A 22,238-nucleotide genomic window follows, 5' to 3' on the forward strand; every position below is an offset into this window, starting at 1 on the left:
GGTTTTGAGGTTTGTCACGTTTTCACAAGTTCCGTTTCTTTTTTCCGGGGGCACTCGCGATGGTCCGTTCCGGTCCGCCGCATCGACGCATCATCGCCTTGCCGGGGCGGCCGGAGGTCTGCGAGTGCGCGGGCGAATGGCTGCGGCAACAGGCTGGTGGCCACGGCGTCCTGTGGGTGGGCCGCAGCGCGCCCCCGGATCTGCCCTCGGTGCGTCCGGCCCAGGCCGGAGACTGGCTGGGCCGCGAGCGCGACGTGGTGGTATTCGAGGCGCAGTCCGGTCTCCCCGCCGATGCCCTGGTGATCGTCAGCGGCATCCTGCGCGGGGGTGGGGTGCTGGTGCTGCTCACGGATGCCGGTGGCGCCACGCCGTTCGGCGAGCGCTGGCGGCAGGCGCTGGCGGAAGCGGTGGTGGAGCATCCCGACCCTGGACGGCCGGCGAACTGGCCGCGCCCCGCTGGCGCCGTGCCCGGCGAGGGCTGGACCGACGACCAGCAGCGGGTGCTGGAGCGGCTGCGCGACCCGGGCGAACCGGACGCCCCGGGCGGGCGGCGCTGCGACGTGGTGATCGCCCCGCGCGGGCGCGGCAAGTCCACCGTGCTCGGACAGTGGCTGGGTGAACATGTGCGGCTGTCGGGCGCTCCGGACGGGGAGATTGCCGTGACCGCGCCGGCCCCCGCCGCGGCCGAGCGCCTGCTGGCGCAGGCTGCGGAAGGCTCGCCCGTCGTGGATCCCGCGACGCTGTATTGCGCACCGGCGGTCCTGCTGGATTCCCCGGCACGGCCCGACCTGCTGATCGTGGACGAGGCCGCGGCCATCCCGGTGGAACGCCTGCTGGAGCTGACCCGGCGCGCCCGGCGGGTGGTGCTGGCGACCACCACCGGCGGGTTCGAGGGCAGCGGTCAGGGGTTCCGCCTGCGGGTGCTGCCGGCACTGGAACGGGCCGGCCTGTCGCCGCGGATCCTGCGCCTGCGCGAGCCCGTGCGCTGGGCCGCGGGCGACCCGCTGGAAGACTGGATCAACCGGCTGTTCCTGCTGGAGGCGGCCAGCCACGAGCCGTCGCCCCAGGCCGTGCGTCTGGCGTGGCGCTCGCCGGCCGACCTCGCGGGCGACGCCGCCCGCCTGCAGGCGCTGACCGGCCTGCTGGCCGACGCCCATTACCGCACCCGGCCCTCCGATCTGCAGCGCTGGCTGGACGATCCGGACGTGCATGTCCTGTTGCTGGAAGGGGCACGTGATGGCGCCCTGTTCGGGGCGGTGCTGGTGCAGGCCGAGCCGGGGCTGGAGCCCGAGCTGGCGGACGCGGTGTGGGCCGGCGAGCGGCGGCCGCCGGGACGCTTCCTGCCGTGCACCCTGGCCGCAGTAGGTTCCTTTTCACTGGCGCAGCAGACCGCCTGGCGGATCCACCGGATCGCGGTGCATCCCGCCTGGCAGGGGCGCGGGCTGGGCACGCGCCTGCTGCGCGCGGTGGCCGAAAGGGCCGCGCGCGACGGGGTGGGGCTCCTGGGCGCGGCGTTCGGGGTGACCCCGGGCATGCTGCACTTCTGGCGGCGCGAGGGCTTCGCGCCGGTGCGCCTGGGCGTGCGCCCGGATCCGGCCAGCGGGCAGGTCACGCTGATCGTAATGCGTGCACTGCCGCAGGCCGGCGAGGCGGGGCCGGCGCTGGCGGCGGTGCAGGGGGCGTTCGCCCGCGACTGGCCGTTATGGCGCGTGCTGGCCGCGGAGCAGCTGGACAGCGCCACCACCCGCGCCATCGAGCAGAGCCTGCCGGCGCCCGGCGAGCACGGTGAAGTCGAGGCGGACGATCGCGCCTCGATCGAGGCGTTTGCCCATCGCAGCCGCAGCTTCGAGTGGGCCCTGCCGGCCCTGCGCCGGGCCCTGGCGGCCGAGGCCGCGCGGGATCGCGAGCTGGATCTGAACTCGGGCCAGGACTCGGGCCAGGACTCGGGCCAGGACTCGGGCCAGGCCCTGCTGCATGCCGCGTGCGTGCAGCAGCAGGACTGGGCGGCCCTGCAAGCGCTGGCCGGGGTCTCCGGCCGGCGCGGGGTCATCCGCCGCCTGCGCGAGGCGGCGGCCCGGTGGCTGGCCGAAACCCGGCCCGAGATTCGGCCCGAGATCCGGCCCGGGACCCGCTAGTCCACCCGCACCAGGCGCGAGCTGACCAGCTCGCCGTGGCGCAGCATCGCGTCGTACAGGGCCTCGCTGCGTTCGGCCAGTTCGGCGTCGTCGTCCCAGGCCCCGGGGCGGTCGAATGCGTCGCCGGCGCGGTAGCCGTTGCCCACGGCCTGCACGAAGGCCGCGGCGGCGCGGGTGGTGACGGTCGGGTCGCTGACCGAGCCGTCGCCATGGTCCAGGCGGGCCGGCACGTAGTCGCCGTCGAGCTGGTATTCGAGCGCGCCGAGGAACATGCGGTCCAGCGCCCGGCCCACTTTCTGCTCCAGTTCGGGGTGGCGTTCACCCATCAGGCCGGACGTGCCGTCGCGCTCGCGCAGGATGGAAAACCCGCCGGTGACCTGATGCACGAAGCGCCACTGGCCGCCGACATCCACCTCGTCCGACGCGGCCATGGCCCGGCCGTCGACGAATTCCAGGCGCGCGGGCAGGCCCCAGTCACGCAGCGGCCCGTGTCCGTCCAGCACGGCCGTGGTGATGGCCGCGGCGCGATCCGCCAGAGTTTCCGCCCGTTCCTGGTCGTCATCGTCTCCGTACAGCGCCAGCATCTCGTACAAGCCCTTGTGCCCGCGCAGCATGGCACCGAGCTGATCGACGGACCACTCGGCACCCTCGTCCAGCACGTAGATCCCGGCGTCCGCGTCCCAGGCCTCATCGGCCCGGTCCGCAACCGCACGGGCGACCGCGACCAGGTCGTCACGCGAATGGCCCAGCCAGCCGGCCAGCGCGTCCAGGTCGAGCTGGCCCATGTCATCGGCGCCACCCGGCTTGTCCTGGCGGACCCAGGCATAGGCCGAGGCGTGCAGCGCATCCATGCCGTAGGCGAAGGCCTCGGCATCGCTGGCGTCGGCGCCGTGGATTCGGCCGTCTTCGTGGCGCGTGTTGACCAGATGGTTCTCCAGCTGCGAGATCATAGGACTGGGCTTATGGGTGAGGTCGTCGTACAGCCCGAGGTCCTCGAACCGGCCCGCGCTGTGGTGCATGTGATAGAGATAGCCGGCCTCGGCATAGGCGGCCGGGCCGGCCTCGTCTTCCCCACCGACGTGCGCCCGCAGGCGGCCCTGGTCGAGGAACGCCCCCTGGGCGTAGTCCAGCAGGTCCAGCCAGCGTTCGCCGACCGCCTGCATCGGGTCTCCGGCCAGTTCCGGGCGATAGCCTTCATGGCCCATCTCGCTGTCGCGCATCAGCCGGCCCTTGACCGTCAGGGCCCCGAGGGCGGCGAAGGTGTCCTCCGCCCGTGCGCCGTCGACGGAGACCAGCGGCTGGCCGTTGCGGTCCAGGGTCTGGGCGACCGTGCCGGTGCCGGTGTCCGCATGCGCGGCGCCTCCCGCAAGGCTCAGCGCCGCGATCAGGGTGCCGCCGAATCGAGCCGTTGCAGTCATCATGAAACCTCCAGGATCATCCTTTGTGGTGTTCGAAGCCGGGCGGCAGGTGCTCGCGCATCGCGTCGCTGAGCGGGACATCGTGCACCACCATCACCGGCAGACTGGCGTGGCGCACCAGCCACTCGGTGGCCGAGCCCGACAGCATGCTGGCGAGCTGGCTGCGCCCGCGGGTGCCCATCACGATCAGTTCGCCATCCCACTCCTCGGCCAGGCGGGAGATTTCCTCGGGTGCACTGCCCACGGCCACCGCGCATTCCTCGTCGTCCCGCGCCCATTCCTTCAGCCGCTCATGGGCCTGATCCTCCGCCGACTGGCGCATGTCTTTCGAATGCAGCGGCGAGGAGCCGGCCCCGGCCATCGCCCCGGCCGCGCTGCCGCGGGCGACATCTGCGGGTTTCATCACGTGCAGCAGGCGGCGCGTGGCACCGGGGCAATGGTGCCGGGCGATGGCCAGGGCCGCGGCCGAGGCGGAAGAAAAATCGATGGCGACGATGACGCGTTGCAGCATGCGGAAATCCTGATTTTCGAGCGTGCGTGGCGGGGGCGACCCCGTTGGACTTTGAGGCTGGCACTTCAGAAAACGCTGATGAGGTGTTAGACTCTCGCGCCTTTCTCACGGGCGGTTCCTGTGACCTGCTCCTCGTCCGTGATCCAGCGCCGTAACTGGTGGCCACGGGATGCCTAGCAGTACCCCACTGACCGGTGCCCGTCAATCCCACCCGTCTTATCACTGCAGTCGCGGTCTGCACCGTGCTCAGGGCCGGCGCGTCAAACCTCTGATCCGGGAGATTTGCCGTGCAGCAGACGCTAAAGGCCTTCTGGCAACGCCAGCGTGACATCTGGTTCTTCAACGTTCGTGGCGACCTTATCGCGGGGATCGTGGTCGCCCTCGCCCTCATTCCCGAGGCGATCGCTTTCTCCATCATCGCCGGGGTCGACCCGTCGGTGGGACTGTACGCGTCCTTCTCCATGGCAGTGGTGATCGCCTTCACCGGTGGTCGCCCCGGCATGATCTCCGCCGCCACCGGGGCCATGGCCCTGCTGATGGTCACCCTGGTGGCCGAGCACGGGCTGCAGTACCTGCTGGCCGCGACCCTGCTGACCGGGGTGATCCAGCTACTGTTCGCCTGGGCCAAGCTGGGGCGTTACATGATGTTCATCCCGCGCACCGTGATGGTCGGGTTCGTGAATGCGCTGGCGATCCTGATCTTCATGTCCCAGGTGCCGTATCTGGTGGACGGTGACACCACCATGTGGGTGCTGGTCTCCGTCGGCCTGCTGATCCTCTACGGGCTTCCGTTGATCCCGGGCTATCCCAAACTGCTGCCGCCTCCGCTGGTGGCCATCGTGGTCCTGACCATCGTGGTCTACTACATGGGCCTGCCCACCATGGAAGTAGGCGACATGGGCGAGCTGCCCGACGGCCTGCCGGTGTTCCTGTTCCCCGACATCCCGTGGAACCTGGAGACCCTGCAGATCATCTTCCCCACCGCGTTCTCGCTGGCCGTGGTCGGGCTGCTGGAATCGCTGATGACCGCGCAGGTGGTGGACGACCTGACCGACACCCCCTCGGGCAAGAACCGCGAAGCCCAGGGGCAGGGCATCGCCAACATCGTGACCGGGTTCTTCGGCGGCATGGCCAGCTGCGCGATGATCGGGCAGTCGGTCATCAACATCAAATCCGGCGGTCTGGGACGGCTGTCTACCCTGTCGGCGGGTCTGTACCTGCTGTTCTTCATCCTTGTGCTGGGGGATCTGGTGTCGATCATCCCCATGGCCGCACTGGTGGCCGTGATGATCATGGTCTCCATCGCCACCTTCGACTGGAGCTCGCTGACCACCCTGCACAAGCTTCCGCGCACCGATGCCACCGTGCTCATCGTGACCGTGGGCGTGACCGTGGTGACCCACGACCTCTCGCTGGGCGTGTTCGCCGGCGTATTGCTCAGTGCGGTGTTCTTCGCGCGCAAGATGGTCAACGCCGTCCATGTGGAAAGCGAACGACCGGAAGGAAGCAGGATCCGTACGTACAAGGTCCGCGGGCAGCTGTTCTTCGTGGCCGTGGACAAGTTCATCGACAGCTTCGACTACCGCGAGCGCATTCATCACGTGGTCATCGACCTCAGCGAGGCCTCGCTGTGGGACAGCTCCGCGGTGGCCGCCATCGACAAGGTGGTGGCCAAATTCCGCCGCAATGGCATGGAAGTGGAAGTGAAGGCCCCGCCCGGCCAGAGCGGCGAGCTCCACGACAAGCTCGCGCAGCACGACAAGGAAGGTGGCGCCAGCGAACCCGGCGGGCACTGATCCGCGCCGGCGCGTGACGGGGCGCCCCGGGCGTTCGGCTATCGCCCGGCGCCGGTGTTCAGCGCCGCTTCCAGGTGCGTGATGATGTGGTCGGCTATGCGGGTGTCCAGCCAGTAACGGGGGCGCCCGGGCACGTCTCCGGCCACAAAGCCCACATGCCCGCCGCGCGCCTGCAGCTCCAGCCGGATCCCGGGGCCCAGTTCGCGGGTGGCGGGAACGCCGGTGGCCGGGACGAACGGGTCGTCCGCGGCATGCAGGATCAGGGTCGGCTGGCGGATCGCGCCCAGGCGCGGGCGGCAGCTGGCGCGGGTGTAGTAGTCGGCACTATCGCGAAAGCCGTGCAGCGGGGCGGTGATGCGCTCGTCGAACTCGCGCAGCCGGCGCATGCGGCGCAGTTCCGCCAGTGGCAGCGGGGCATCGTCGCGCGCCGCGAACTTGCGCAGCGTGACCCGGCGCAGACCGCGCATCAGATGCCACTGGTAGACCCGCGCGAACCCGCGCTCCAGTGCATCGGCGCTGGCGGCCAGATCGAACGGCACCGATACCGCCACCGCCGTGGCCAATGGCGTGTCGCCGCGTTCCCCCAGCCACGACAGCAGCATGGAACCGCTCAGGGAAAACCCGCAGACCGCCATCGGCCGGGCGGGGTCGCGTCGACGCAGGGTCTCCACCACATGGTCGAGGTCGTCCCACGCCGCCGCGTGGTAACTGCGGCGCAGGCGGTTGGGGTGCGAGCCGGCCCCGCGCGAGATCAGCACCGCGCTGCCGATCCCGCGCCGCGCCAGCGCCGCCACCACGCCCAGCGCGTAGCCCGAGGTCTCGTCGCCGCCCAGACCGTGGCCCACCAGCACCAGACCGCGTCCCGGCGGCCCCCAGGCCAGCTCGAGGAAATCCCCGTCCGGCAGTTCCAGGCGTTCGCGCTCCAGCCGCATCGGTGGCGGCGCGCGAAACAGTGCCGGAAAGACCGTTTGCGCATGGCGTCCCGGCAGCCACCAGGCCGGCCGGAACGCCTGATCCGTTTTATCCTCGGGCGGGTCGCTCAACCTCTGGTCTCCAGGATCGCCACCGGATGGTTTTGCGGACAGCGAGCAGGCCATGAAGTGCCCCGAGCGCGCTCGAACCGGGCCACGGCGCCAAAGACGTGGGAAACGGTCTTGCCTCCGGATGTCCTGGTGTCGATCGTTTTCGAGACTCCCCGCTCATGGATCGCAGGGATGGACTCGGGGCCGGATGCCGCGCTAACTTAGCACAAGGTAATACTCAGTAATACGAGGTCCACCATGGCAACGTCCCTGAAAATCGATGACGCACTGAAAGCCCGCCTCCAGGATCTCGCCGCCCAACGCCGACGGTCGCCCCACTGGATCATGCTCGAAGCCATCCGCCAATACGTTGACCGCGAGGAAGCCCGAGAGAGTTTCAGGCAGGAAGCCCTGGCGTCCTGGTCGGCCTATCGGGAAACCGGCCAGCACCTGACCGGGCAGGAAGCCCGCGACTGGTTGAGAACATGGGGCACTGACGATGAAGGAGCCGTGCCCGAGTGCCACGAGTAATCGTCACCGCAGGCGCCGCAGAAGGTTTGGAGCGATGCCGGCGCGCTCTCGCCACTAAAGCTCCGGATGCGGCCAGGCGCGCGGGTCAGGTGATCGAGCGGCAATTCCTGCTGCTGGAAACGGCCCCCGATATTGGGCGACCGGACCCTGAAATCCCCGAACTGCGTGAGCTGGTGATTGCCTTCGGCGACTCCGGATTTGTGGCCCTCTACCGTCACGAACCGGCCGACGACGCCGTGTACGTCCTTGCCTTCCGGCACCAGAAAGAGGCGGGTTACTGAATGCGGAGCCCGAGCTTCAATCGCTTGTGCCGTGCATCGGTCACGAACAGCGGAATCCGTAACCGCGCCTTACAGGTTCGGGGCCGGAATTTTCAGATCGTCCGGCGTGAGGCGGTCCGGCAGGAGCGCCTGAACGGCGTCGGGTGCGGCCACTGGACGGCGGGGCGCGCTTACTGGCCCGGCGTCCGTCGACGGTAGACCCCCAGCTCCAGGCGCTCCCAGGGGTCTTCGCTGTCGCGCTTGTCGATGATGCGGGCCACCAGCTCCTCGTTGCGGTCCAGCAGTTCCGCCGCCATGCCGTTCTCCTCGCGCGGCAGATACCCCAGCTGGTGATCCAGCCAGCACACCGCCACCGCGTTCGGATCGGCCGGATTCAGCCGCTCGCGCTGGACCGTCAGCCCCTGGCCGCGGCGCAGGTGAGGCCACAGTCGCGGCGCCTCATGATGCCGATACCCCGCCAGCGGGATCCGCTGCAGGAGCTCCTCCGTGGTCGCCGTGTTCTGAATCCGGTCGCGCCGCGCATAATAACCGCGCAGCACCGGAACGGGCCGGGCCTGATCGGGAAAACGGGAACCGTTGCGTTGCATGGGAACCTCCGGGTTCGTGTGGCAGTACCCGTATCCCACCACAGGCGGTGGCTCACACAGTGAGCCACCCCGCACGGGGGTGGTGTGGCGAGGGAGGTTCAGGCGTAACGGGTGGCGGCCTCGCGCAGGGTTTCGGCGACGCGCTGGCGCAGGGATTCGGGGGCGATGACTTCCACGCCGGGGCCGTGGCGCAGGATTTCCTGGATCAGTTCGGTGGGGTCGGAGTAGGGGATCTGCAGTTCCCAGGTGTCGCCGCGGTACTGGCCGATCTGGTCGGGGTGCCAGGTTTCGTCGGCGACCCAGCGGGCGTGTTCGGGGGTGAAGCGCAGTACGGCCCATTCGCTGGCGGGGCCGGTGAAGATGCCGAAGGCGGCGCCGATGTGGCGGTCGAGGTCGGCATCGGCTTCTTCGCGCAGGGGGGCGTCCTGCACGGGGGTGGCGGCGCGGATGCGTTCCAGGGCGAAGGTGCGCAGGGCTTCGGCGTTTTCGCACCAGGCGATCAGGTACCAGTTGTCGCGGTAGTAGAGCAGGCGCTGCGGGTGGATGCGGCGCCGGGTGGCGCTGTCGCGGGCGCGGCCGTGGTATTCGATGTCCAGCGGGCGGCCGGCGAGGGTGGCTTCGGCGGCGACGCGGAAGGTGTCGGCGGCACTGGTGCGGTGGGCCTGGGGCTGGATCTGGATGCGCCGGCGGAGTTCGGCGGGGTCGTGGCCGCCGGTCTCCAGCAGGCGGCGGATGCGGGTCTTCATCGGGCCGATGACGGGGGCGAGCAGGCCCGGCTGCATGTCTTCCAGCAGCTGTTCGATGGTCAGCAGGGCGAGCAGCTCGGATTCGTTGAACCACAGCCCGGGCAGTTCGAAGGCCGGGGCGTCGGGGTCGTAGCGGTAGCCGTTGGCCTGCGCGTCGTACTCGATGGGCGCCTGCATGAAGTCGCGCATGTATTCGATGTCGCGCTTGAGGGTGGCGCGCGACACCCCGAGCTGTTCCACCAGCTGCGCCAGCGAGGGCGGCTGGTGGCTTTCCTTGAGCCGGCGATGCAGGTGGAAGATGCGTTCGGCGCGGTTCATGGCGCGGATCGGGCGGCGGATCAGTGCAGCCGGCGGCTGACGCGGATGATCTCGTCGTCGGAGGTGAGGATCTCGCGCTGGAAGCCGTGGCGGCGGGCGAGGGCGAGCATGCCGTCGTTGTGGCGCAGGACCTCGCCGAACAGTTCGCGCAGGCCGTTGCGCCGGGCGGAGTCGACGATGGCCTCCATCAGCAGGGAGCCCACGCCGCGGCCCTGCCAGGCGTCGCTGACGACCACGGCGAATTCGGCGCTCTCGCCGTCGGGCTCGGTGGTATAGCGGGCCACGCCCACCTGGACTTCCTGGCCGTCGGCGTGATCCACGGCGATGAAGGCCATCTCGCGGTCGTAGTCGATCTGGGTGAAGCGCACCAGCATCTCCGGGGTGAGTTCGTCCAGCGAGCGCATGAACCGCAGGTAGCGGGTCTTTTCCGACAGGCTGCGCACGAAGGCCTGTTCGATGGCGGCGTCTTCCGGACGGATCGGGCGCAGTTCCAGCTCGTGGCCGTCGCGGGTGGTGACGGTGTGCGCTACGTGCCCGGGATACGGATGGATGGCCATGTGGGCGTAGTGGCGGGTGTCGTGCCCGGGGTCCGCCAGTTCGATACGGGCGTCCACGGCCATGACGCCGTGCTCGCCGGCCTGCAGCGGGTTGATGTCCAGCGACGCCAGTTCCGGCAGTTCGCAGGCCATCTCCGAAACCCGCAACAGCACCTGTTCCAGCGCCTCGCGCGGTACCGGCGGGGCGCCGCGGAACTCGCCCAGGGTGCGCGCGGCGCGCGTCTGGTCGATGAGGCGTTCGGTCAGTGACTGGTTCAGCGGCGGCAGGGCGATGGCCTGGTCGCCGATGACTTCCACCGCGGTGCCGCCCAGGCCGAAGGCGATCACCGGGCCGAACACCGGGTCGCGCGAGATCCCGACGAGGAGTTCGCGCGCATGCCCGACCTCGGACATGCGTTCCACGGTGACGCCTTCGACGTCGGCGTCGGGGAAGTGCTCGCGGATCTGGTCCAGCATCTCCTGGGTCTGCTGACGCACCGTCTGCACGCTGCGCAGGTTGAGCCGCACGCCGCCGAAGTCGCTCTTGTGGCTGATCCCGGTGGCGCTGATCTTGAGCGCCACCGGGAAGCCCAGGGTCTCGGCGGCCAGCATCGCGTCGGCCGGGTCGCGCGCGAGGATGCTGGGGTTGGTGGGGATGTGGAAGGCGGCCAGCACGGCCTTGGACTCGCGGATGCTGAGAACTTTGCGGCCGTCGTTGCGGGCGTTCTGCAGGATCAGGCGGGCGCCCTCGACGTCCGACGGGGTCTCGTCGCACAGCGGGCCGGGGGTCTGCAGCAGCATGCGCTGGTTGCGGCGGTGTTCGATCAGCCAGGCGAAGGTCTCGATCGCCGCTTCGGGCGTGCGGTACTGCGGGATCCCGGCCTCGTCGAAGCGCCGGCGCGCGCTGGCCACCAGCGGGTCGCCCATCCAGCAGGCCAGCACCGGCTTGCGGCTGTTGCGCGCCTGTTCGATCACGGCCTCGGCGCAGGCGTCCGGGTCGGTCATGGCCTGCGGGGTCAGCAGTACCACCGCCATATCTACGCCGGGGTCGGCCAGCGTGATGCGCAGCGCCTCGCCGTAGCGTTCGGCGGTGGCGTCGCCGAGGATGTCGATCGGGTTGCCGTGCGACCAGTGGCCGGGGAGCAGGTCGTTCAGCGCGTCCATGCTCTTGTCCGCCAGGCTGGCCAGTTCCAGGCCGAGGTCGGCGGCACGGTCCACGGCCATCACCCCGGGCCCGCCGCCGTTGGTCAGGATCGCCAGGTTCTCGCCGCGCAGGCGCATGCCCTGCGCCAGGATGTGCGCCGCGGAGAACCACTGCGAGACGCGCTCCACGCGGACCACGCCGGCGCGTTCCAGCGCGGCATCGAAGACTGCGTCGGAGCCCATCATCGCGCCGGTGTGGGTGGCCGCGGCCTGGGCGGTGGCGGCGTGGCGCGCCGACTTGAGCACCACCACGGGTTTCATGCGGGCGGCCGCGCGCAGCCCGGAGAGGAAACGCCGGGTGTGGCGGATGCCCTCGACGTACAGCAGGATGCCCTGGGTCTCGGGGTCGACCGCGAGGTAGTCCAGCAGCTCGCCGAAGTCGACGTCGGCGGCGTCGCCGGTGGAGGCCACCCCGGAAAAGCCAATGCCGGTGGACTGTGCCCAGTCCAGCACCGCGGTGACCAGCGCGCCCGAGCTGGAGACCAGCCCCAGCTTTCCGGGCAGCGCCTGGTTGTGGCTGAAGGTCGCGTTGAGCCCGATCCGCGGGCGCATGATGCCGAGGCAGTTGGGGCCGATCAGGCGCATGCGGTAGCGCTGCGCGATTTCCACGCATTCCTGCTGCAGGCGCTGGCCCTCGCGCCCGGCCTCGCCGAAGCCGGCCGACAGGATCACCGCGCCGCGCAGGCCGGCCTCGCCACAGTTGCGCAGGATGGCGGGCACGGCCCGCGCGGGCGTGGCGATCAGCGCCAGGTCCACGCGGTGCTCGCCGGGGCGCAGTTCGGGCACGCAGGGCAGCCCCTGCACCGTGTCATGCTTGGGATTGACCGGGACCAGCGTGCCTTCGTAGCCGGCGGTCAGCAGGTTGGCCAGGATCGTCTGGCCCACGGCCCCCTCGCGCTCGGTGGCGCCGAACACGGCGACGCCGCGGGGATTGAAGATCTTGTCGAGGATATGGGTGCCCATGCATGCTTCCTGCTGTGGTGGATCCGATGAATTGGTGCTGCCCGGAGGGGCCTTCATAACATGAATCTTGCCTTTTTATCTCCCGATGCCGGGCTGGAACACGACAACGGGCCCGGGCATCCGGAGTGTCCCGAGCGGCTGACCGCGATCCGCGACCAGCTGGTGGCCGGCGGGCTGGACCCGTGGATCCTGCATCGCGAGGCGCTGCCGGCCGGACGCGCCGACCTGCTGCGGGTTCATACCGAGGCCCACGTGGCACAGGTGCTGCGGCATGTGCCGGCGGGCGAGCGGGTCATGCTCGACGGCGACACCGCGCTGTCCCCCGGCAGCCACGAAGCGGCCCTGCTGGCGGCAGGCGCGGGCATGACCGCGGTGGACTGGGTGATGGGCGCGCAGGGCCGGCGCGCGTTCTGCGCCGTGCGTCCGCCCGGGCACCATGCGCGCGCCGACCGCGCCGCGGGCTTCTGCCTGTTCAACAACGTGGTGATCGCGGCCCGCCACGCTCAGGCCCGCCACGGCATCCGCCGCATCGCCATCGTGGACTTTGACGTGCATCACGGCGATGGCACCGAGGCGCTGGTGGCCGGGGATCCGTCCATCCTGTTCGCGTCGTCGTTCGAACATCCCGCCTACCCCGGGTCGGGCGTAACGCCACTGGGCGACAACTGCCTCAACGTGCCCGTGCCCGGCGGCTCGTCCGGCGGACAGTGGCGCGAGGCGGTGGCCGCGGCCTGGTTCGAGCAGTGGGATGCGTTCGCCCCGGAGCTGGTGCTGGTGTCGGCCGGTTTCGACGCCCACCGCGAGGACGAGCTCTCGCGCCTGGCCCTGAGCGAAGACGACTACGCCTGGATCAGCGCGCGCATCGTGGAGCTGGCCGAGCGCCACGCGCAGGGGCGGGTGGTCTCCATGCTGGAAGGCGGCTACGCCCTGCACGCGCTGGGGCGCAGCGCGGTGGCCCACATGCGCGAGCTCGGGGGGCTGTAACCCCGACGCTATTCGTGCGCGGCCACGCGGTTGCGGCCGCGACGCTTGGCCTCGTACAGGGCCTCATCGGCGCGCTTGAAGGTGTCCTTCAGCGGTTCCCCCGGCTGGTGCTCCGATACCCCGATGCTGACGGTGATATGGCCGGGGCCCGGGAAGACTGCCTTCCCGACCCGCGAGCGCAGGGTTTCGGCGACCTTGCGCGCACGGGGCAGTTCGGTGGCCGGCAGCAGGATCATGAATTCCTCGCCGCCCCAGCGGCCCACTACATCGGACTTGCGCAGGCGGTCCTGAAGGACCCGCACCAGGGTCTGCAGCACCTCGTCCTACATCGGACTTGCGCAGGCGGTCCTGAAGGACCCGCACCAGGGTCTGCAGCACCTCGTCGCCCACGTCGTGGCCGAAGGTGTCGTTCACGTCCTTGAACCGGTCCAGGTCCAGCAGCAGGATCGAGAACGAATCACCGTGGCGGTCGGTGCGGTGGGCCTCCTGTTCCAGCAGGCTCTCCAGGTGACGCCGGTTGGGCACGCCGGTCAGGCGGTCGTGCAGGGCCTGGCGTTCCAGCTCCGCCTCCAGGTGTTTCTGCCGCGAGATGTCGTGGAACACCGCCACGTAGTGTTCCACCGGTCCGTCGTCCCCGGATCGCAGCGCGGTGATGGACATGTACAGGGGGATCCGCGTCCCGTCCTTGCGCCGGTCCCAGACCTCGCCTTCCCAGTGGCCCTGCTCGTCGAGGCGGCCGAACAGGTCGGAATAGAAAGACCGGTCGTGCTCGCCCGATTTCAGCAGTTCCCGCGGGTTGGCGCCGATCGACTCCGCCGCGCTGTAACCGGTGATCTCCTCGAACGCCGGGTTGGCCCGCAGGATTCGCCCGTCGGCGTCGGTGATGAAGATCGCATGGCTGGCGCGGAAGGTCGCCGCCAGCAGTTCCAGCTCTTCCTCCAGTTCGCGGCGTTCGGTGATGTCGACCAGGTAGCCGTGATAGTGATCAACCGCCCCGAATTCATCGCGTTCGATGGTGGTGAAGTCGAGCATCCAGCGCCACCCGCCATCACGGTGGCGCATGCGGTAGGGGCTGTGCTGGAAGTTCGCGCTGCGGTCTTCGGTGTGCGCCAGCACTTCCCGGTCCAGGCGTTTGCGGTCGTCGGGATGGACCAGGTCGTTGTGCGGCGTGCGTTCGCCGGCCAGTTCCTGCGGGTCGTAGCCCAGGATCTCGCGTACGTTGGGCGAGACATACTGGATGGGCCAGCCCGGGGCATTGTCCCAGGCAAAGATCAGCGTCGGGCCGGCCATGAACAGGTTGCGCTCGCGTTCCAGCGCCAGGCGCTGTTCGCGCCGGGTCAGTTCATGTCCGATCCACTGCGCCATCAGGTTGATCAGGTCGCGCTCGAAGGGCACGAAGGCTTCGCGCGGTCGCCGCGCGACAAAGCTCAGCACCGCGCGCAGTTCGCCGTTCACGTGCACCGGCATGCCGAAACATGCGCCGGCCGCGGGCGTGTCCGAGATGCTGCAGCCGTCGGTCCGGGCCTCCGGGGCATGGAAACCCACCGGGCCGGTTTCCGCGAGGGCGTTGTCGCAGAAGGTGGCACCCGTTTCTCCGGCTTCCCGCGGGCCCTCCGGCCACTCGCCGGCGGCCTCCAGGATGCGCCGGCTGCCGTCGTCCACCCGCACCAGGCGGCCGTGGTCCATGGCGAATTCGCGCAGGCCGAGTTCCAGCAGCGCGCGCAGCTTGCCGGCGTCTTCGGTGTCCGCGGTGCTGGTGATCCGGTGCAGCTCCTGCAGCGCGTTCTGCCGGCGCTGCTCCAGGGCCTCGCGCGCCTTCTCCGGGCGGATGTCGCGGATGATGGTGGAGTAGTACTCGGGCTCGCCGTCGCCATCGAAGTGCGCAATGATCCTCTGCGACACGGGTATCTCGTGGCCGTCGACATCCAGCAGCGCGGACTCGCCTTCCCAGAAACCGGTGCGGCGGGCGGTCGGGAGCCCTTCCCGCTGCAGTCGGCGCGTGGCCCATTCGGGGTGAAGCCACTCGCCGGCGCGCTCTCCGGAGAAGTAATCGCGATCCTGCTCCGGGGCCGCGCCACCTTCCGCGCCCGGCAGGCCCAGCATCTCCTTGCCGCCGCGGTTCACGTAGTGGATGCTGCCGTCGGCATCGGCCATGGAGACGAAGTCCGGCGTAGCCTCGAGGATCTGGATCAGGCGTTCGCGGCCGCGCTCGGCCTCGCGCTGCTCGGTCACGTCGATCCCCACCCCCTGAAACGCGGTGATCCGGCCGTCCGCGTCGAAGAACGCCCGGTTGCTCCACATGATGGTGCGCAGCTCGCCGTCGGCCCGCGGCAGGGTGTTCTCGAAATGTCCCACCGGCCGTTCCGGGGTGAAGCTGTCCAGATGCGCGCGGACCCGAGCGACGTCCGCCTCCGGGGTCCAGTCCAGCCAGCGCTGGCCCAGGACCTCCTCCGACGTGCGTCCCTGGAATTCCAGCATCGCGCGGTTGGCATGCAGAAGCGTGGTATCCGGGAGGTAGCGGGTGACCAGATGCGGGTGGTCGTCCACCAGGCTGCGGTACAGCGCCTCCTGCTGCGCCAGTTCGCGGCGTGCGCGGTGGCGGGTCACGGCGTAGACCAGGCTGCGCTGGAGCAGGTCTTCGCCCAGCCGGTTCTTGCTGAGGAAATCCTCGGCCCCCGCCTCGATGGCGTGCGCCCCGGTGGCCGCATGGTCGTCGCCGGTGAGGACCACCACGGGGACCTCGCGGGTCGTCGACAGCACCCGCTCCAGGGTGTCGTCCGGGTCCGAATCGGGCAGGTTCAGGTCCAGCAGGACCGCGTCGACCGCGGTGGCGTCGCGTGCCAGGTGCTCCCGGGCCTCCTGCAGCCGGCCGCAGTGTGTGGTGTCGAACCGCGTGGTCCCGGTCGGGATTGTCAGCAGATCCCGTACCAGGGCCGCATCACCCATGTTGTCCTCGATCAGCAGAACGCTGAGGCGAGGGGACTCCTCGGGGCGGGGGATCTCGGACGCTCGGAGCGGCATCGGTTCCTTCCGTGCATGGTTCACGGTCTGCAGGATAACCGCTGCCTGTCGGCGAATACAGCGACGGTGCCCGAGCTCAGGCCGGGGCGGGTGCGGCGGACCACTCCGTCGGGGGTGTCCAGTGTTCCAGCCAGCCCTCCAGCGCGTCCGGCGGCAGCGGGCGGGCGATGGCATAGCCCTGGCCGTTCTCGCAGCCCATGCCGATCAGGATGCGCCCCTGTTCGACCGTTTCCACGCCCTCGGCCAGGACCAGGCGGTCGAACGCCCGGGCCAGGCCCACCACCGCCTCGATGATCGCCCGGTCATCGGCGTCCTCCAGCATGTCGCGGACATAGCTGCGGTCCATCTTCAGCGCGTTGGCGGGCACGCGCTTGATGTAGGTCAGCGACGAGTAGCCGGTGCCGAAGTCGTCGATGCTCATGGACACGCCCAGTTCGCGGACCGCACGCATGTTCGCCTCCGCCGCCGCGGCGTTGTCGAAGGCGGTGCTTTCCAGCACCTCGATCTCGAGGTCGCCGCGCGGGATGTCCGGATGGCGATCCAGGATGTTTTCCAGACGCCGTGGCAGGTCGCCGCTCTCCAGCTGCAGGGCGCCGATGTTGACGCTGACCGGCAGATGACGGCCGGCCGCGCGCCAGGCCTCCATCTGGCGCATCGCCTCCTCCAGCATGTACTCGCCCAGCTCGATGGAGACCGGGTCGTTTTCAATGGTCGGCAGGAACTCGCCCGGCGTCAGCAGGCCGTGATCCGGATGCCGCCAGCGCACCAGGGCCTCCACGCCCAGGATCGCGCCGGTGCGCATGTTCACCTTGGGCTGGTATTCCACGCTCAATTCGTTGCGATGCATCGCCTGGCGGAATGCGTTGATGGTGCGATGCCGGCTGGCCACCCGCTGGTACTGGCCATGGTCGAAATATTCCCAGGCCCGGTCGCGGCGCAGCTTGGACTCGTACAGCGCATGGTCGGCCTGGCGCAGGACCGTTTCCGGGTCGAGGCCGCTGCGTGGCGGGCGGATCGAGATCCCCGCGCTGACCGAGACGTTCTCGCTGGCGCCGGCCGGTCCCTTGTCGGACACCGGCAGGTGATGCCCGGCCTCGATCACGGTACCCATGATCTCTTCCAGGCGTTCGATCGCCCCGGAGCTGCGCAGCACCAGGATGAAATCGTCGCCGCCGCGGCGTCCGAGCAGGGCATCGTCGTTCAGACGTTCGCGCCAGCGGCGGCTCAGTTCGGCCAGGATCCGGTCCCCGGCCGCCGTGCCCAGGCGGTTGTTGAGAGCACCAAAGTCGTCCACGTCGATGGATATCAGGGCCAGGGCCGTATCGTCGTGCTCGGTGGTGACCTGCTCCAGCGCCTGCATGATCCCGGCCCGGTTGGGCAGGCCCGTCAGCGGATCATTGAACGAACGCCATTCCAGTTCGCGGCGGTGTTCCAGCTCGCGGGTCATGTCCTCGTAGAAGGCGACGCGCAGCCTGCGGCCGTGATCGCGGAGTTCGCCGCCGCGGGTGATGCGGACCGGGACGTCGCGCTGCGTGGCGGTGCGCACCCGGCTGTACAGCGGCGGACTGTCGTGTCCGGCGGGGGCCTCGGGCGGTGCCGTCAGGTGCGCGGCAATCCGCTCGCGTTCGTCGTCCGGGTGCAGATCGGTGATGGGCCGCTGCTTCAGCTCGTCCTCCGCGTGGCCGGTCATCCTGCAGGCGGCGGGGTTGGCGTCGAGTATGCTGCCGTCTTCGGCATCCAGGATCAGCAGGGGGTGGATGAAGCAGTCGAACAGGGTGCGAAAGCGGTTCTCGGCCTCTTCCTGCCCGCGCGAGGCCAGATGCCGGGCGAACTGCGAGACCTGGCGCTCGATATGTACGTAGGTGTTGAGGAGGGATTCCAGACTCGCCGATGACTGTTCGCGGAAATGCCGCGCGGCCCGTTCGCGCGCCTCGGCCACCCCGACCCCGGCTTCCAGTGCGTTGATGGCGGCGGCCATCTGCTGGTCGCTGCGCAGGATGTGCAGGGTCAGCCAGCGGACCAGGAACTCCAGCAGGGGCTGCAGGCGGTATTCATCGGGGCCCTCCAGGGCGGCGATGCGGTCCAGTTCGTCGATGAACCCCGCGTGGGCCTGGCAGTGGCGAACGAACCATTCGTCGTCACGGAAGGCCCGTGCCCAGATGCCTTCCTCGGTCTCGAAGTGGTAACGCGCGTAGTCGCGCAGTTCCGCGACGATCCCGTCGGCCGTGGCCTCGTCGGTGCCCTCCAGCACCGTGCGGGCCAGGCGGTTGATGAGGTCCACCAGGTAATGATGCTGGCGGTCCACCTCGGGGATGCGGGTCAGGAATTCATCGCCCCAGGGGAAGATCTCGAATTCGTCCGTGTTCATGGTGCTGCTCCATTTCCCGCTGCCCCTTCTGCATAGAGTGTACGCACCGGAGGGCGGGTTTTCCCAGCGGCCGCTTGTGGCAGTCCGGGGAACCCCCGACGGGAGCCGCGGTGCGGCGGGCCACGGTCAGGTCCCCGAGACAGGATTCCAGCAGCAGCTCACGGATGATCTCGTGTTCGGGATCGGCACCGGGGCGCCCGCGGCAGTCTTCCGGGCACAGTCGTCCGGATTCCATGAGATCGGCGAGCTCCCGGCCCTGCCATTCGGCGACCACCCGGCGCGAGTCACGGTCGAGGATGCGGACGCGGGGGGACGGGCATTCCAGCCAGGCATCGAGGGTCAGCATGTGGAACTCCTTCTTGACTTAAATGCGAATCGTTCGCATTCAATATTCGTCGTTCCGGCGGCTGCCGTCAAGTGACGGATGTCTCGTCTTCCCGGGCTCGGTGTGGTGTCTGCTTCAGGCGTCCAGGCGCAGGACGAGCCGCGGGTCGCCCGTGGCCGGCTGCGGGGAACGGTGCACCGCGGCCTGTCCGGCGCCGCCGGGAAAGCGTTCGCCCTTCATCAGGATCACGTGCCCGCGGGCGATCCGCAGGGGGTCATGGCCGGTGAGCACGCCGTCGTTGTCGCCGCTGCCCAGGCGGCTGCGGTCGACGTGGCGGTCGTCCACGTATTCGGTGCCGGGGCCGGTATAGCTGCACAGCATGCGCAGCTCCAGCTGGTCCACGTGGAACAGCGGGCAGGGTCGGGCCTCCAGCACTTCCAGCTGGGCGCGCAGGATCACGCGCCGGGTGACCACCGCGAAGTTGCGGGCCAGGTGTTCGATGTCGAGGGCCAGGTGATGGATGTCGAACGGCCGCGTTCCCGCCGCCTCCAGCAGGCCGGTGCGGATCTGGTCCGGCCGGCCCCGGAGCTCGAGTTTCAGTCCGGGGCTCTGCTCCGCCAGGGTCTGTGCCTGAAGCCGCAGCTCCTCCGTTTCCGGACGACGCCAGATCAGGGCGTTGACGTCATCGCGCCGGATCCCGTGCAGCTCGGCGGCCCGGTCAATGAAACGATGCCGGGACGCTGCGGTCGCGCGGGTGCGGGGACGGGTGCTCACGAGATCACCTCGGTTTCTTCTTCGGTCTCTTCCGCGCCGTTCTGCAGCCGCCACTCGGGGAAGGGGTCGCGATACTCGCGCCAGGCGTCGGCTCCCGCGGCCAGCTCGTCGTCGTCCAGCAGGCAGGCGTCCAGGCGCTGGCGGATGGTGTCGGGATCCATGTCGATGCCGATCACGACGATCTCCTGGCGACGGTCGCCGTAGCGCTCGTCCCAGTGGGGCGCGACGTGGCTCTGCCACCAGTCGGCGTCCACTGGCCGGCGTTCCGGAGGCACCGAGGCCCACCAGAAGCCGGCGGCGTGATGGGTCAGCGCGCCGCCGGCCTGCGACAGCGTGCCCACCCAGTCCGGTCGCGACGCCAGCCAGAACCAGCCCTTGCTGCGGATCACGCCGGGCCATTCCTGATGGAGCAGGTCGAAGAAACGCCCGGGGTGGAACGGCCGGGTCGCCCGGTAGACGAAACTGTGGATACCGTACTCCTCGGTTTCGGGGGTGTGGTCACCCATCAGCTCCCGCGCCCACCCGGGGGCCTGTGCCGCACGGTCGAAGTCGAAGCGTCTGGTGCCGAGCAGTTCGCGCGGGTCCGTGCGCCCGTGCGTGATTTCCAGCACCCGGGCCTCGCGGTTCAGGGCCCGTACGACCCGATGCGCCTGGCGGCGCTGCTCGTCGGTGGCGCGGTCGATCTTGTTCAGCAGGATGACGTCGGCGAACTCGATCTGGTCGACCAGCAGGTCCACGACGGTGCGTTCGTCATCCTCGCCCAGCGATTCGCCGCGGTCGCTCAGGTCGTCGGTGGAGGCGTAGTCCTGCAGCAGGGAGGCGGTGTCCACCACCGTGACCATGGTGTCGAGGCGCGCGACGTCATCCAGCGAGGCATCGTTCTCGTCGCGGAAGGCGAAGGTGCTGGCCACCGGCATCGGCTCGGAGATGCCCGTGGACTCGATCAGCAGGTAATCGTACTGGCCGGATTCGGCCAGGCGGCGTACCTCCACCAGCAGGTCGTCGCGCAGGGTGCAGCAGATGCATCCGTTGCTCATCTCCACGGTGCGGGCGTCGGTGCGCGACACGCCGTCCTGATCACCGTGGTCAACGTGGTCGCCACGCACCAGCGCGCCGTCGATGTTGATCTCGCTCATGTCGTTGACGATCACGGCGATCTTGAGCCCCTCCTGATTGTGCAGCAGATGATTGAGCACGGTGGTCTTGCCGGCGCCGAGGAATCCGGAAAGGACGGTAACGGGCAGACGTTCGGTCATGGCGGGCTCCCGGGGATTGTGTTGGATGTCACTCATGGAACAGATGCTCGGTCGCTTCCATGCGCTCCTTGGCCTCCACGCTCAGCGTGGCGGTGGGGCGGGCCAGGAGTCGGGGCAGGCCGATGGGGTCCCCGGTCTGCTCGCAGAAGCCGTAATCGCCGGTCTCGATGCGATAGAGGGCCTCGTCGATCTTCTTCAGCAGCCGGTTTTCGCGTCCCCGAATCCGCAGTTCGAGCTGGCGGTTTTCCTCTTCGCTGGCGCGGTCCAGTTCGTCCGCGGCCTGACTGCTCTGGCGCAGATCGCTGCGCACCTGCTCGATATCGTCGAGGACCTGTTCACGCATGGCCTGCAGGCGTGCGCGGAAGAACTCGAGCTGCTGCGGGTTCATGTAAGCCTCCTCGGGCATCGCGAGGAGCTCGTCTTCGGTGCGGGGGGTGTTATGGATCGTCTCGCTCATGGCGTTACAATATAACGTTACTGACCCACGGTCACAACGGCCCCGGGCCGATGACCCGAACTCTTGCGGGAGAAACGATGGACGCATACAGCGAGCACCGGAGCACCGACCTGCCGGACGTGGCGACCGGGACATCGCGCCGCGCCTCGAGCCTCGACTGGGTGGGCATGGAGCGCATCGCACTGCCCCTGCAGGTGGCCGGGCAGCCGGTCGCCGCGCGCGCCGATGCCGGGGTCAGCCTGGACGATCCGGAGGCCCGCGGCATCCACATGTCGCGGCTCTACCTGGCCCTGCGCATGCTGATCCACCGCGAGCTGGACTGCGCGCGGCTGGGCCACGTGCTGGATGCGTTCCTCGAGTCGCACGAAGATCTGTCGGGGCGCGCCGCGCTCTCGCTGGAGGGCGAGGCACTGCTGGAACGGCCGGCCATGGTCAGCCCCCTGGCGGGCTGGAAGGCGTATCCGTTTCGCGTGGATACGGAAAAGGACGACCGCGGTACGCAGATCCGCCTCGGGATCGAGATCGGGTATTCCTCGACCTGTCCCTGCTCGGCGGCACTCGCCCGCCAGGCCATCCAGGAACGCTATGATCAGGACTTCGGGACGGCGCCGCCGGATCCGGACCGGCTGCGTGAATGGCTGGGCAGCGAGGCGGGCATCATGGCGACACCGCACAGCCAGCGCAGCCGGGCGTGGGTGGAGGTGGGCCTGCGGCCGGATGCCGAGACCTTTCCGTTCCGCTTTCTGGTCGATCGGGTCGAGCAGGCGCTGGGCACCGCGCTGCAGACCGCGGTCAAGCGCGCCGACGAGCAGGCGTTTGCGGTGGCCAACGGCGGCAACCCGATGTTCTGCGAGGATGCCGCGCGGCGACTCGACGAGGCCCTGGAGGCCCCGTTCGGGGCGCGCGGTTACCGCATCCACGTGCGCCACGAGGAGAGCCTGCATGCGCACGATGCGGTGGCGCGGGTCGAGCGGCCGCCGCGCGGGGCCTGAGGCCGGGCAGCAGG

At 69.5% G+C, this 22,238-nt stretch carries 18 protein-coding genes and 1 pseudogene; 6 read left to right on the top strand and 13 right to left on the bottom strand.

What is annotated here, in order from left to right:
• Nucleotides 1–59 precede the first annotated feature (59 nt).
• Complete coding sequence (locus F620_RS0103145) at nt 60–2,135, top strand: GNAT family N-acetyltransferase (RefSeq protein ID WP_019569420.1); 2,076 nt, start codon at nt 60–62, stop codon at nt 2,133–2,135.
• Here the strand turns inward: F620_RS0103145 and F620_RS0103150 are convergent.
• Together F620_RS0103150 and F620_RS0103155 are read right to left on the bottom strand one after the other, a co-directional pair.
• Complete coding sequence (locus F620_RS0103150; protein ID WP_019569421.1) at nt 2,132–3,556, bottom strand: hypothetical protein; 1,425 nt, start codon at nt 3,554–3,556, stop codon at nt 2,132–2,134. The genes F620_RS0103145 and F620_RS0103150 overlap by 4 nt on opposite strands.
• Before the next feature lie 13 nt (nt 3,557–3,569).
• On the bottom strand, nt 3,570–4,064 hold the full coding sequence (locus F620_RS0103155) for a universal stress protein (protein ID WP_019569422.1): 495 nt from the start codon (nt 4,062–4,064) through the stop codon (nt 3,570–3,572).
• A gap of 287 nt (nt 4,065–4,351) precedes the next feature.
• On the opposite strand from F620_RS0103155, the gene F620_RS0103160 reads away from it, so the two are divergent.
• Nucleotides 4,352–5,860, top strand: a complete 1,509-nt coding sequence (locus tag F620_RS0103160; protein ID WP_019569423.1) for a SulP family inorganic anion transporter — start codon at nt 4,352–4,354, stop codon at nt 5,858–5,860.
• Between the two features lie 38 nt (nt 5,861–5,898).
• Here F620_RS0103160 and F620_RS0103165 read toward each other — a convergent pair whose 3' ends face one another.
• The gene (locus F620_RS0103165) at nt 5,899–6,903 is read right to left on the bottom strand and encodes a hydrolase (protein ID WP_019569424.1); all 1,005 of its coding nucleotides are present in this window, start codon (nt 6,901–6,903) and stop codon (nt 5,899–5,901) included.
• Nucleotides 6,904–7,140: 237 nt separating this feature from the next.
• Between F620_RS0103165 and F620_RS0103170 the strand changes: the two genes are divergently transcribed.
• Both F620_RS0103170 and F620_RS0103175 read left to right on the top strand, forming a co-directional pair.
• The gene (locus F620_RS0103170) at nt 7,141–7,413 is read left to right on the top strand and encodes a CopG family ribbon-helix-helix protein (protein ID WP_018869633.1); all 273 of its coding nucleotides are present in this window, start codon (nt 7,141–7,143) and stop codon (nt 7,411–7,413) included.
• A 26-nt stretch (nt 7,414–7,439) separates the two neighbouring features.
• Nucleotides 7,440–7,694 (top strand): type II toxin-antitoxin system RelE/ParE family toxin, encoded by a 255-nt coding sequence (locus F620_RS0103175; protein ID WP_024329990.1) that lies wholly within the window; start codon nt 7,440–7,442, stop codon nt 7,692–7,694.
• A 170-nt stretch (nt 7,695–7,864) separates the two neighbouring features.
• On the opposite strand, the gene F620_RS0103180 is transcribed toward F620_RS0103175, so the two are convergent.
• The 3 genes from F620_RS0103180 to F620_RS0103190 all read right to left on the bottom strand — a co-directional run bounded on the left by F620_RS0103180 (nt 7,865) and on the right by F620_RS0103190 (nt 12,047).
• Nucleotides 7,865–8,281 (bottom strand): HIRAN domain-containing protein, encoded by a 417-nt coding sequence (locus tag F620_RS0103180; RefSeq protein WP_019569425.1) that lies wholly within the window; start codon nt 8,279–8,281, stop codon nt 7,865–7,867.
• Between the two features lie 98 nt (nt 8,282–8,379).
• A complete protein-coding gene (locus tag F620_RS0103185) occupies nt 8,380–9,345 on the bottom strand; it encodes a YafY family protein (protein WP_019569426.1) in 966 nt (321 codons plus the stop codon).
• Nucleotides 9,346–9,365: 20 nt separating this feature from the next.
• The gene (locus F620_RS0103190) at nt 9,366–12,047 is read right to left on the bottom strand and encodes a bifunctional acetate--CoA ligase family protein/GNAT family N-acetyltransferase (RefSeq protein WP_019569427.1); all 2,682 of its coding nucleotides are present in this window, start codon (nt 12,045–12,047) and stop codon (nt 9,366–9,368) included.
• 60 nt (nt 12,048–12,107) lie between these two features.
• On the opposite strand from F620_RS0103190, the gene F620_RS0103195 reads away from it, so the two are divergent.
• On the top strand, nt 12,108–13,031 hold the full coding sequence (locus F620_RS0103195; protein WP_019569428.1) for a histone deacetylase family protein: 924 nt from the start codon (nt 12,108–12,110) through the stop codon (nt 13,029–13,031).
• Nucleotides 13,032–13,039: 8 nt separating this feature from the next.
• Here F620_RS0103195 and F620_RS15440 read toward each other — a convergent pair whose 3' ends face one another.
• From F620_RS15440 to dksA, 7 genes and pseudogenes are all read right to left on the bottom strand, one after another.
• Nucleotides 13,040–13,348: a GGDEF domain-containing protein gene (locus tag F620_RS15440; protein ID WP_369773812.1), complete on the bottom strand. Its 309-nt coding sequence runs from the start codon at nt 13,346–13,348 to the stop codon at nt 13,040–13,042.
• Between the two features lie 67 nt (nt 13,349–13,415).
• A pseudogene (locus F620_RS14185) lies at nt 13,416–16,226 on the bottom strand (PAS domain S-box protein); the annotation flags it as partial.
• Entirely contained in the window at nt 16,129–18,420 is a 2,292-nt protein-coding gene (locus F620_RS0103205; RefSeq protein WP_019569429.1) for a bifunctional diguanylate cyclase/phosphodiesterase, read from the bottom strand. The gene F620_RS0103205 and the pseudogene F620_RS14185, both read right to left, overlap by 98 nt.
• A complete protein-coding gene (locus F620_RS0103210) occupies nt 18,380–18,766 on the bottom strand; it encodes a hypothetical protein (protein ID WP_019590927.1) in 387 nt (128 codons plus the stop codon). Before F620_RS0103210 ends, F620_RS0103205 begins: the two co-directional genes overlap by 41 nt.
• 114 nt (nt 18,767–18,880) lie before the next feature.
• On the bottom strand, nt 18,881–19,519 hold the full coding sequence (locus F620_RS0103215) for a DUF1826 domain-containing protein (protein WP_019569431.1): 639 nt from the start codon (nt 19,517–19,519) through the stop codon (nt 18,881–18,883).
• A complete protein-coding gene (zigA, locus tag F620_RS0103220; RefSeq protein ID WP_019569432.1) occupies nt 19,516–20,775 on the bottom strand; it encodes a zinc metallochaperone GTPase ZigA in 1,260 nt (419 codons plus the stop codon). Before zigA ends, F620_RS0103215 begins: the two co-directional genes overlap by 4 nt.
• Before the next feature lie 28 nt (nt 20,776–20,803).
• Entirely contained in the window at nt 20,804–21,232 is a 429-nt protein-coding gene (gene dksA, locus F620_RS0103225) for an RNA polymerase-binding protein DksA (protein WP_019022647.1), read from the bottom strand.
• Nucleotides 21,233–21,309: 77 nt separating this feature from the next.
• Here dksA and folE2 point away from each other — a divergent pair, with 77 nt between their 5' ends.
• Complete coding sequence (folE2, locus tag F620_RS0103230; RefSeq protein WP_019569433.1) at nt 21,310–22,224, top strand: GTP cyclohydrolase FolE2; 915 nt, start codon at nt 21,310–21,312, stop codon at nt 22,222–22,224.
• The last annotated feature ends 14 nt before the right edge of the window (nt 22,225–22,238 follow it).

The sequence above is a fragment of the Thioalkalivibrio sp. ALE11 genome (assembly GCF_000381205.1).
Lineage (GTDB): Bacteria > Pseudomonadota > Gammaproteobacteria > Ectothiorhodospirales > Ectothiorhodospiraceae > Thioalkalivibrio.

What these genes read in the sequence shown, in the direction of transcription:
- F620_RS0103145 (WP_019569420.1), top strand. Translation starts at nt 60, where the DNA reads ATGGTCCGTTCCGGTCCGCCGCATCGACGCATCATCGCCTTGCCGGGG.
- F620_RS0103155 (WP_019569422.1), bottom strand. Translation starts at nt 4,064, where the DNA reads ATGCTGCAACGCGTCATCGTCGCCATCGATTTTTCTTCCGCCTCGGCC.
- F620_RS0103195 (WP_019569428.1), top strand. Translation starts at nt 12,108, where the DNA reads ATGAATCTTGCCTTTTTATCTCCCGATGCCGGGCTGGAACACGACAAC.
- folE2 (WP_019569433.1), top strand. Translation starts at nt 21,310, where the DNA reads ATGGACGCATACAGCGAGCACCGGAGCACCGACCTGCCGGACGTGGCG.
- F620_RS0103205 (WP_019569429.1), bottom strand. Translation starts at nt 18,420, where the DNA reads ATGAACACGGACGAATTCGAGATCTTCCCCTGGGGCGATGAATTCCTG.
- F620_RS0103150 (WP_019569421.1), bottom strand. Translation starts at nt 3,556, where the DNA reads ATGATGACTGCAACGGCTCGATTCGGCGGCACCCTGATCGCGGCGCTG.
- F620_RS0103180 (WP_019569425.1), bottom strand. Translation starts at nt 8,281, where the DNA reads ATGCAACGCAACGGTTCCCGTTTTCCCGATCAGGCCCGGCCCGTTCCG.
- zigA (WP_019569432.1), bottom strand. Translation starts at nt 20,775, where the DNA reads ATGACCGAACGTCTGCCCGTTACCGTCCTTTCCGGATTCCTCGGCGCC.
- dksA (WP_019022647.1), bottom strand. Translation starts at nt 21,232, where the DNA reads ATGAGCGAGACGATCCATAACACCCCCCGCACCGAAGACGAGCTCCTC.
- F620_RS0103190 (WP_019569427.1), bottom strand. Translation starts at nt 12,047, where the DNA reads ATGGGCACCCATATCCTCGACAAGATCTTCAATCCCCGCGGCGTCGCC.
- F620_RS0103170 (WP_018869633.1), top strand. Translation starts at nt 7,141, where the DNA reads ATGGCAACGTCCCTGAAAATCGATGACGCACTGAAAGCCCGCCTCCAG.
- F620_RS0103185 (WP_019569426.1), bottom strand. Translation starts at nt 9,345, where the DNA reads ATGAACCGCGCCGAACGCATCTTCCACCTGCATCGCCGGCTCAAGGAA.
- F620_RS0103210 (WP_019590927.1), bottom strand. Translation starts at nt 18,766, where the DNA reads ATGCTGACCCTCGATGCCTGGCTGGAATGCCCGTCCCCCCGCGTCCGC.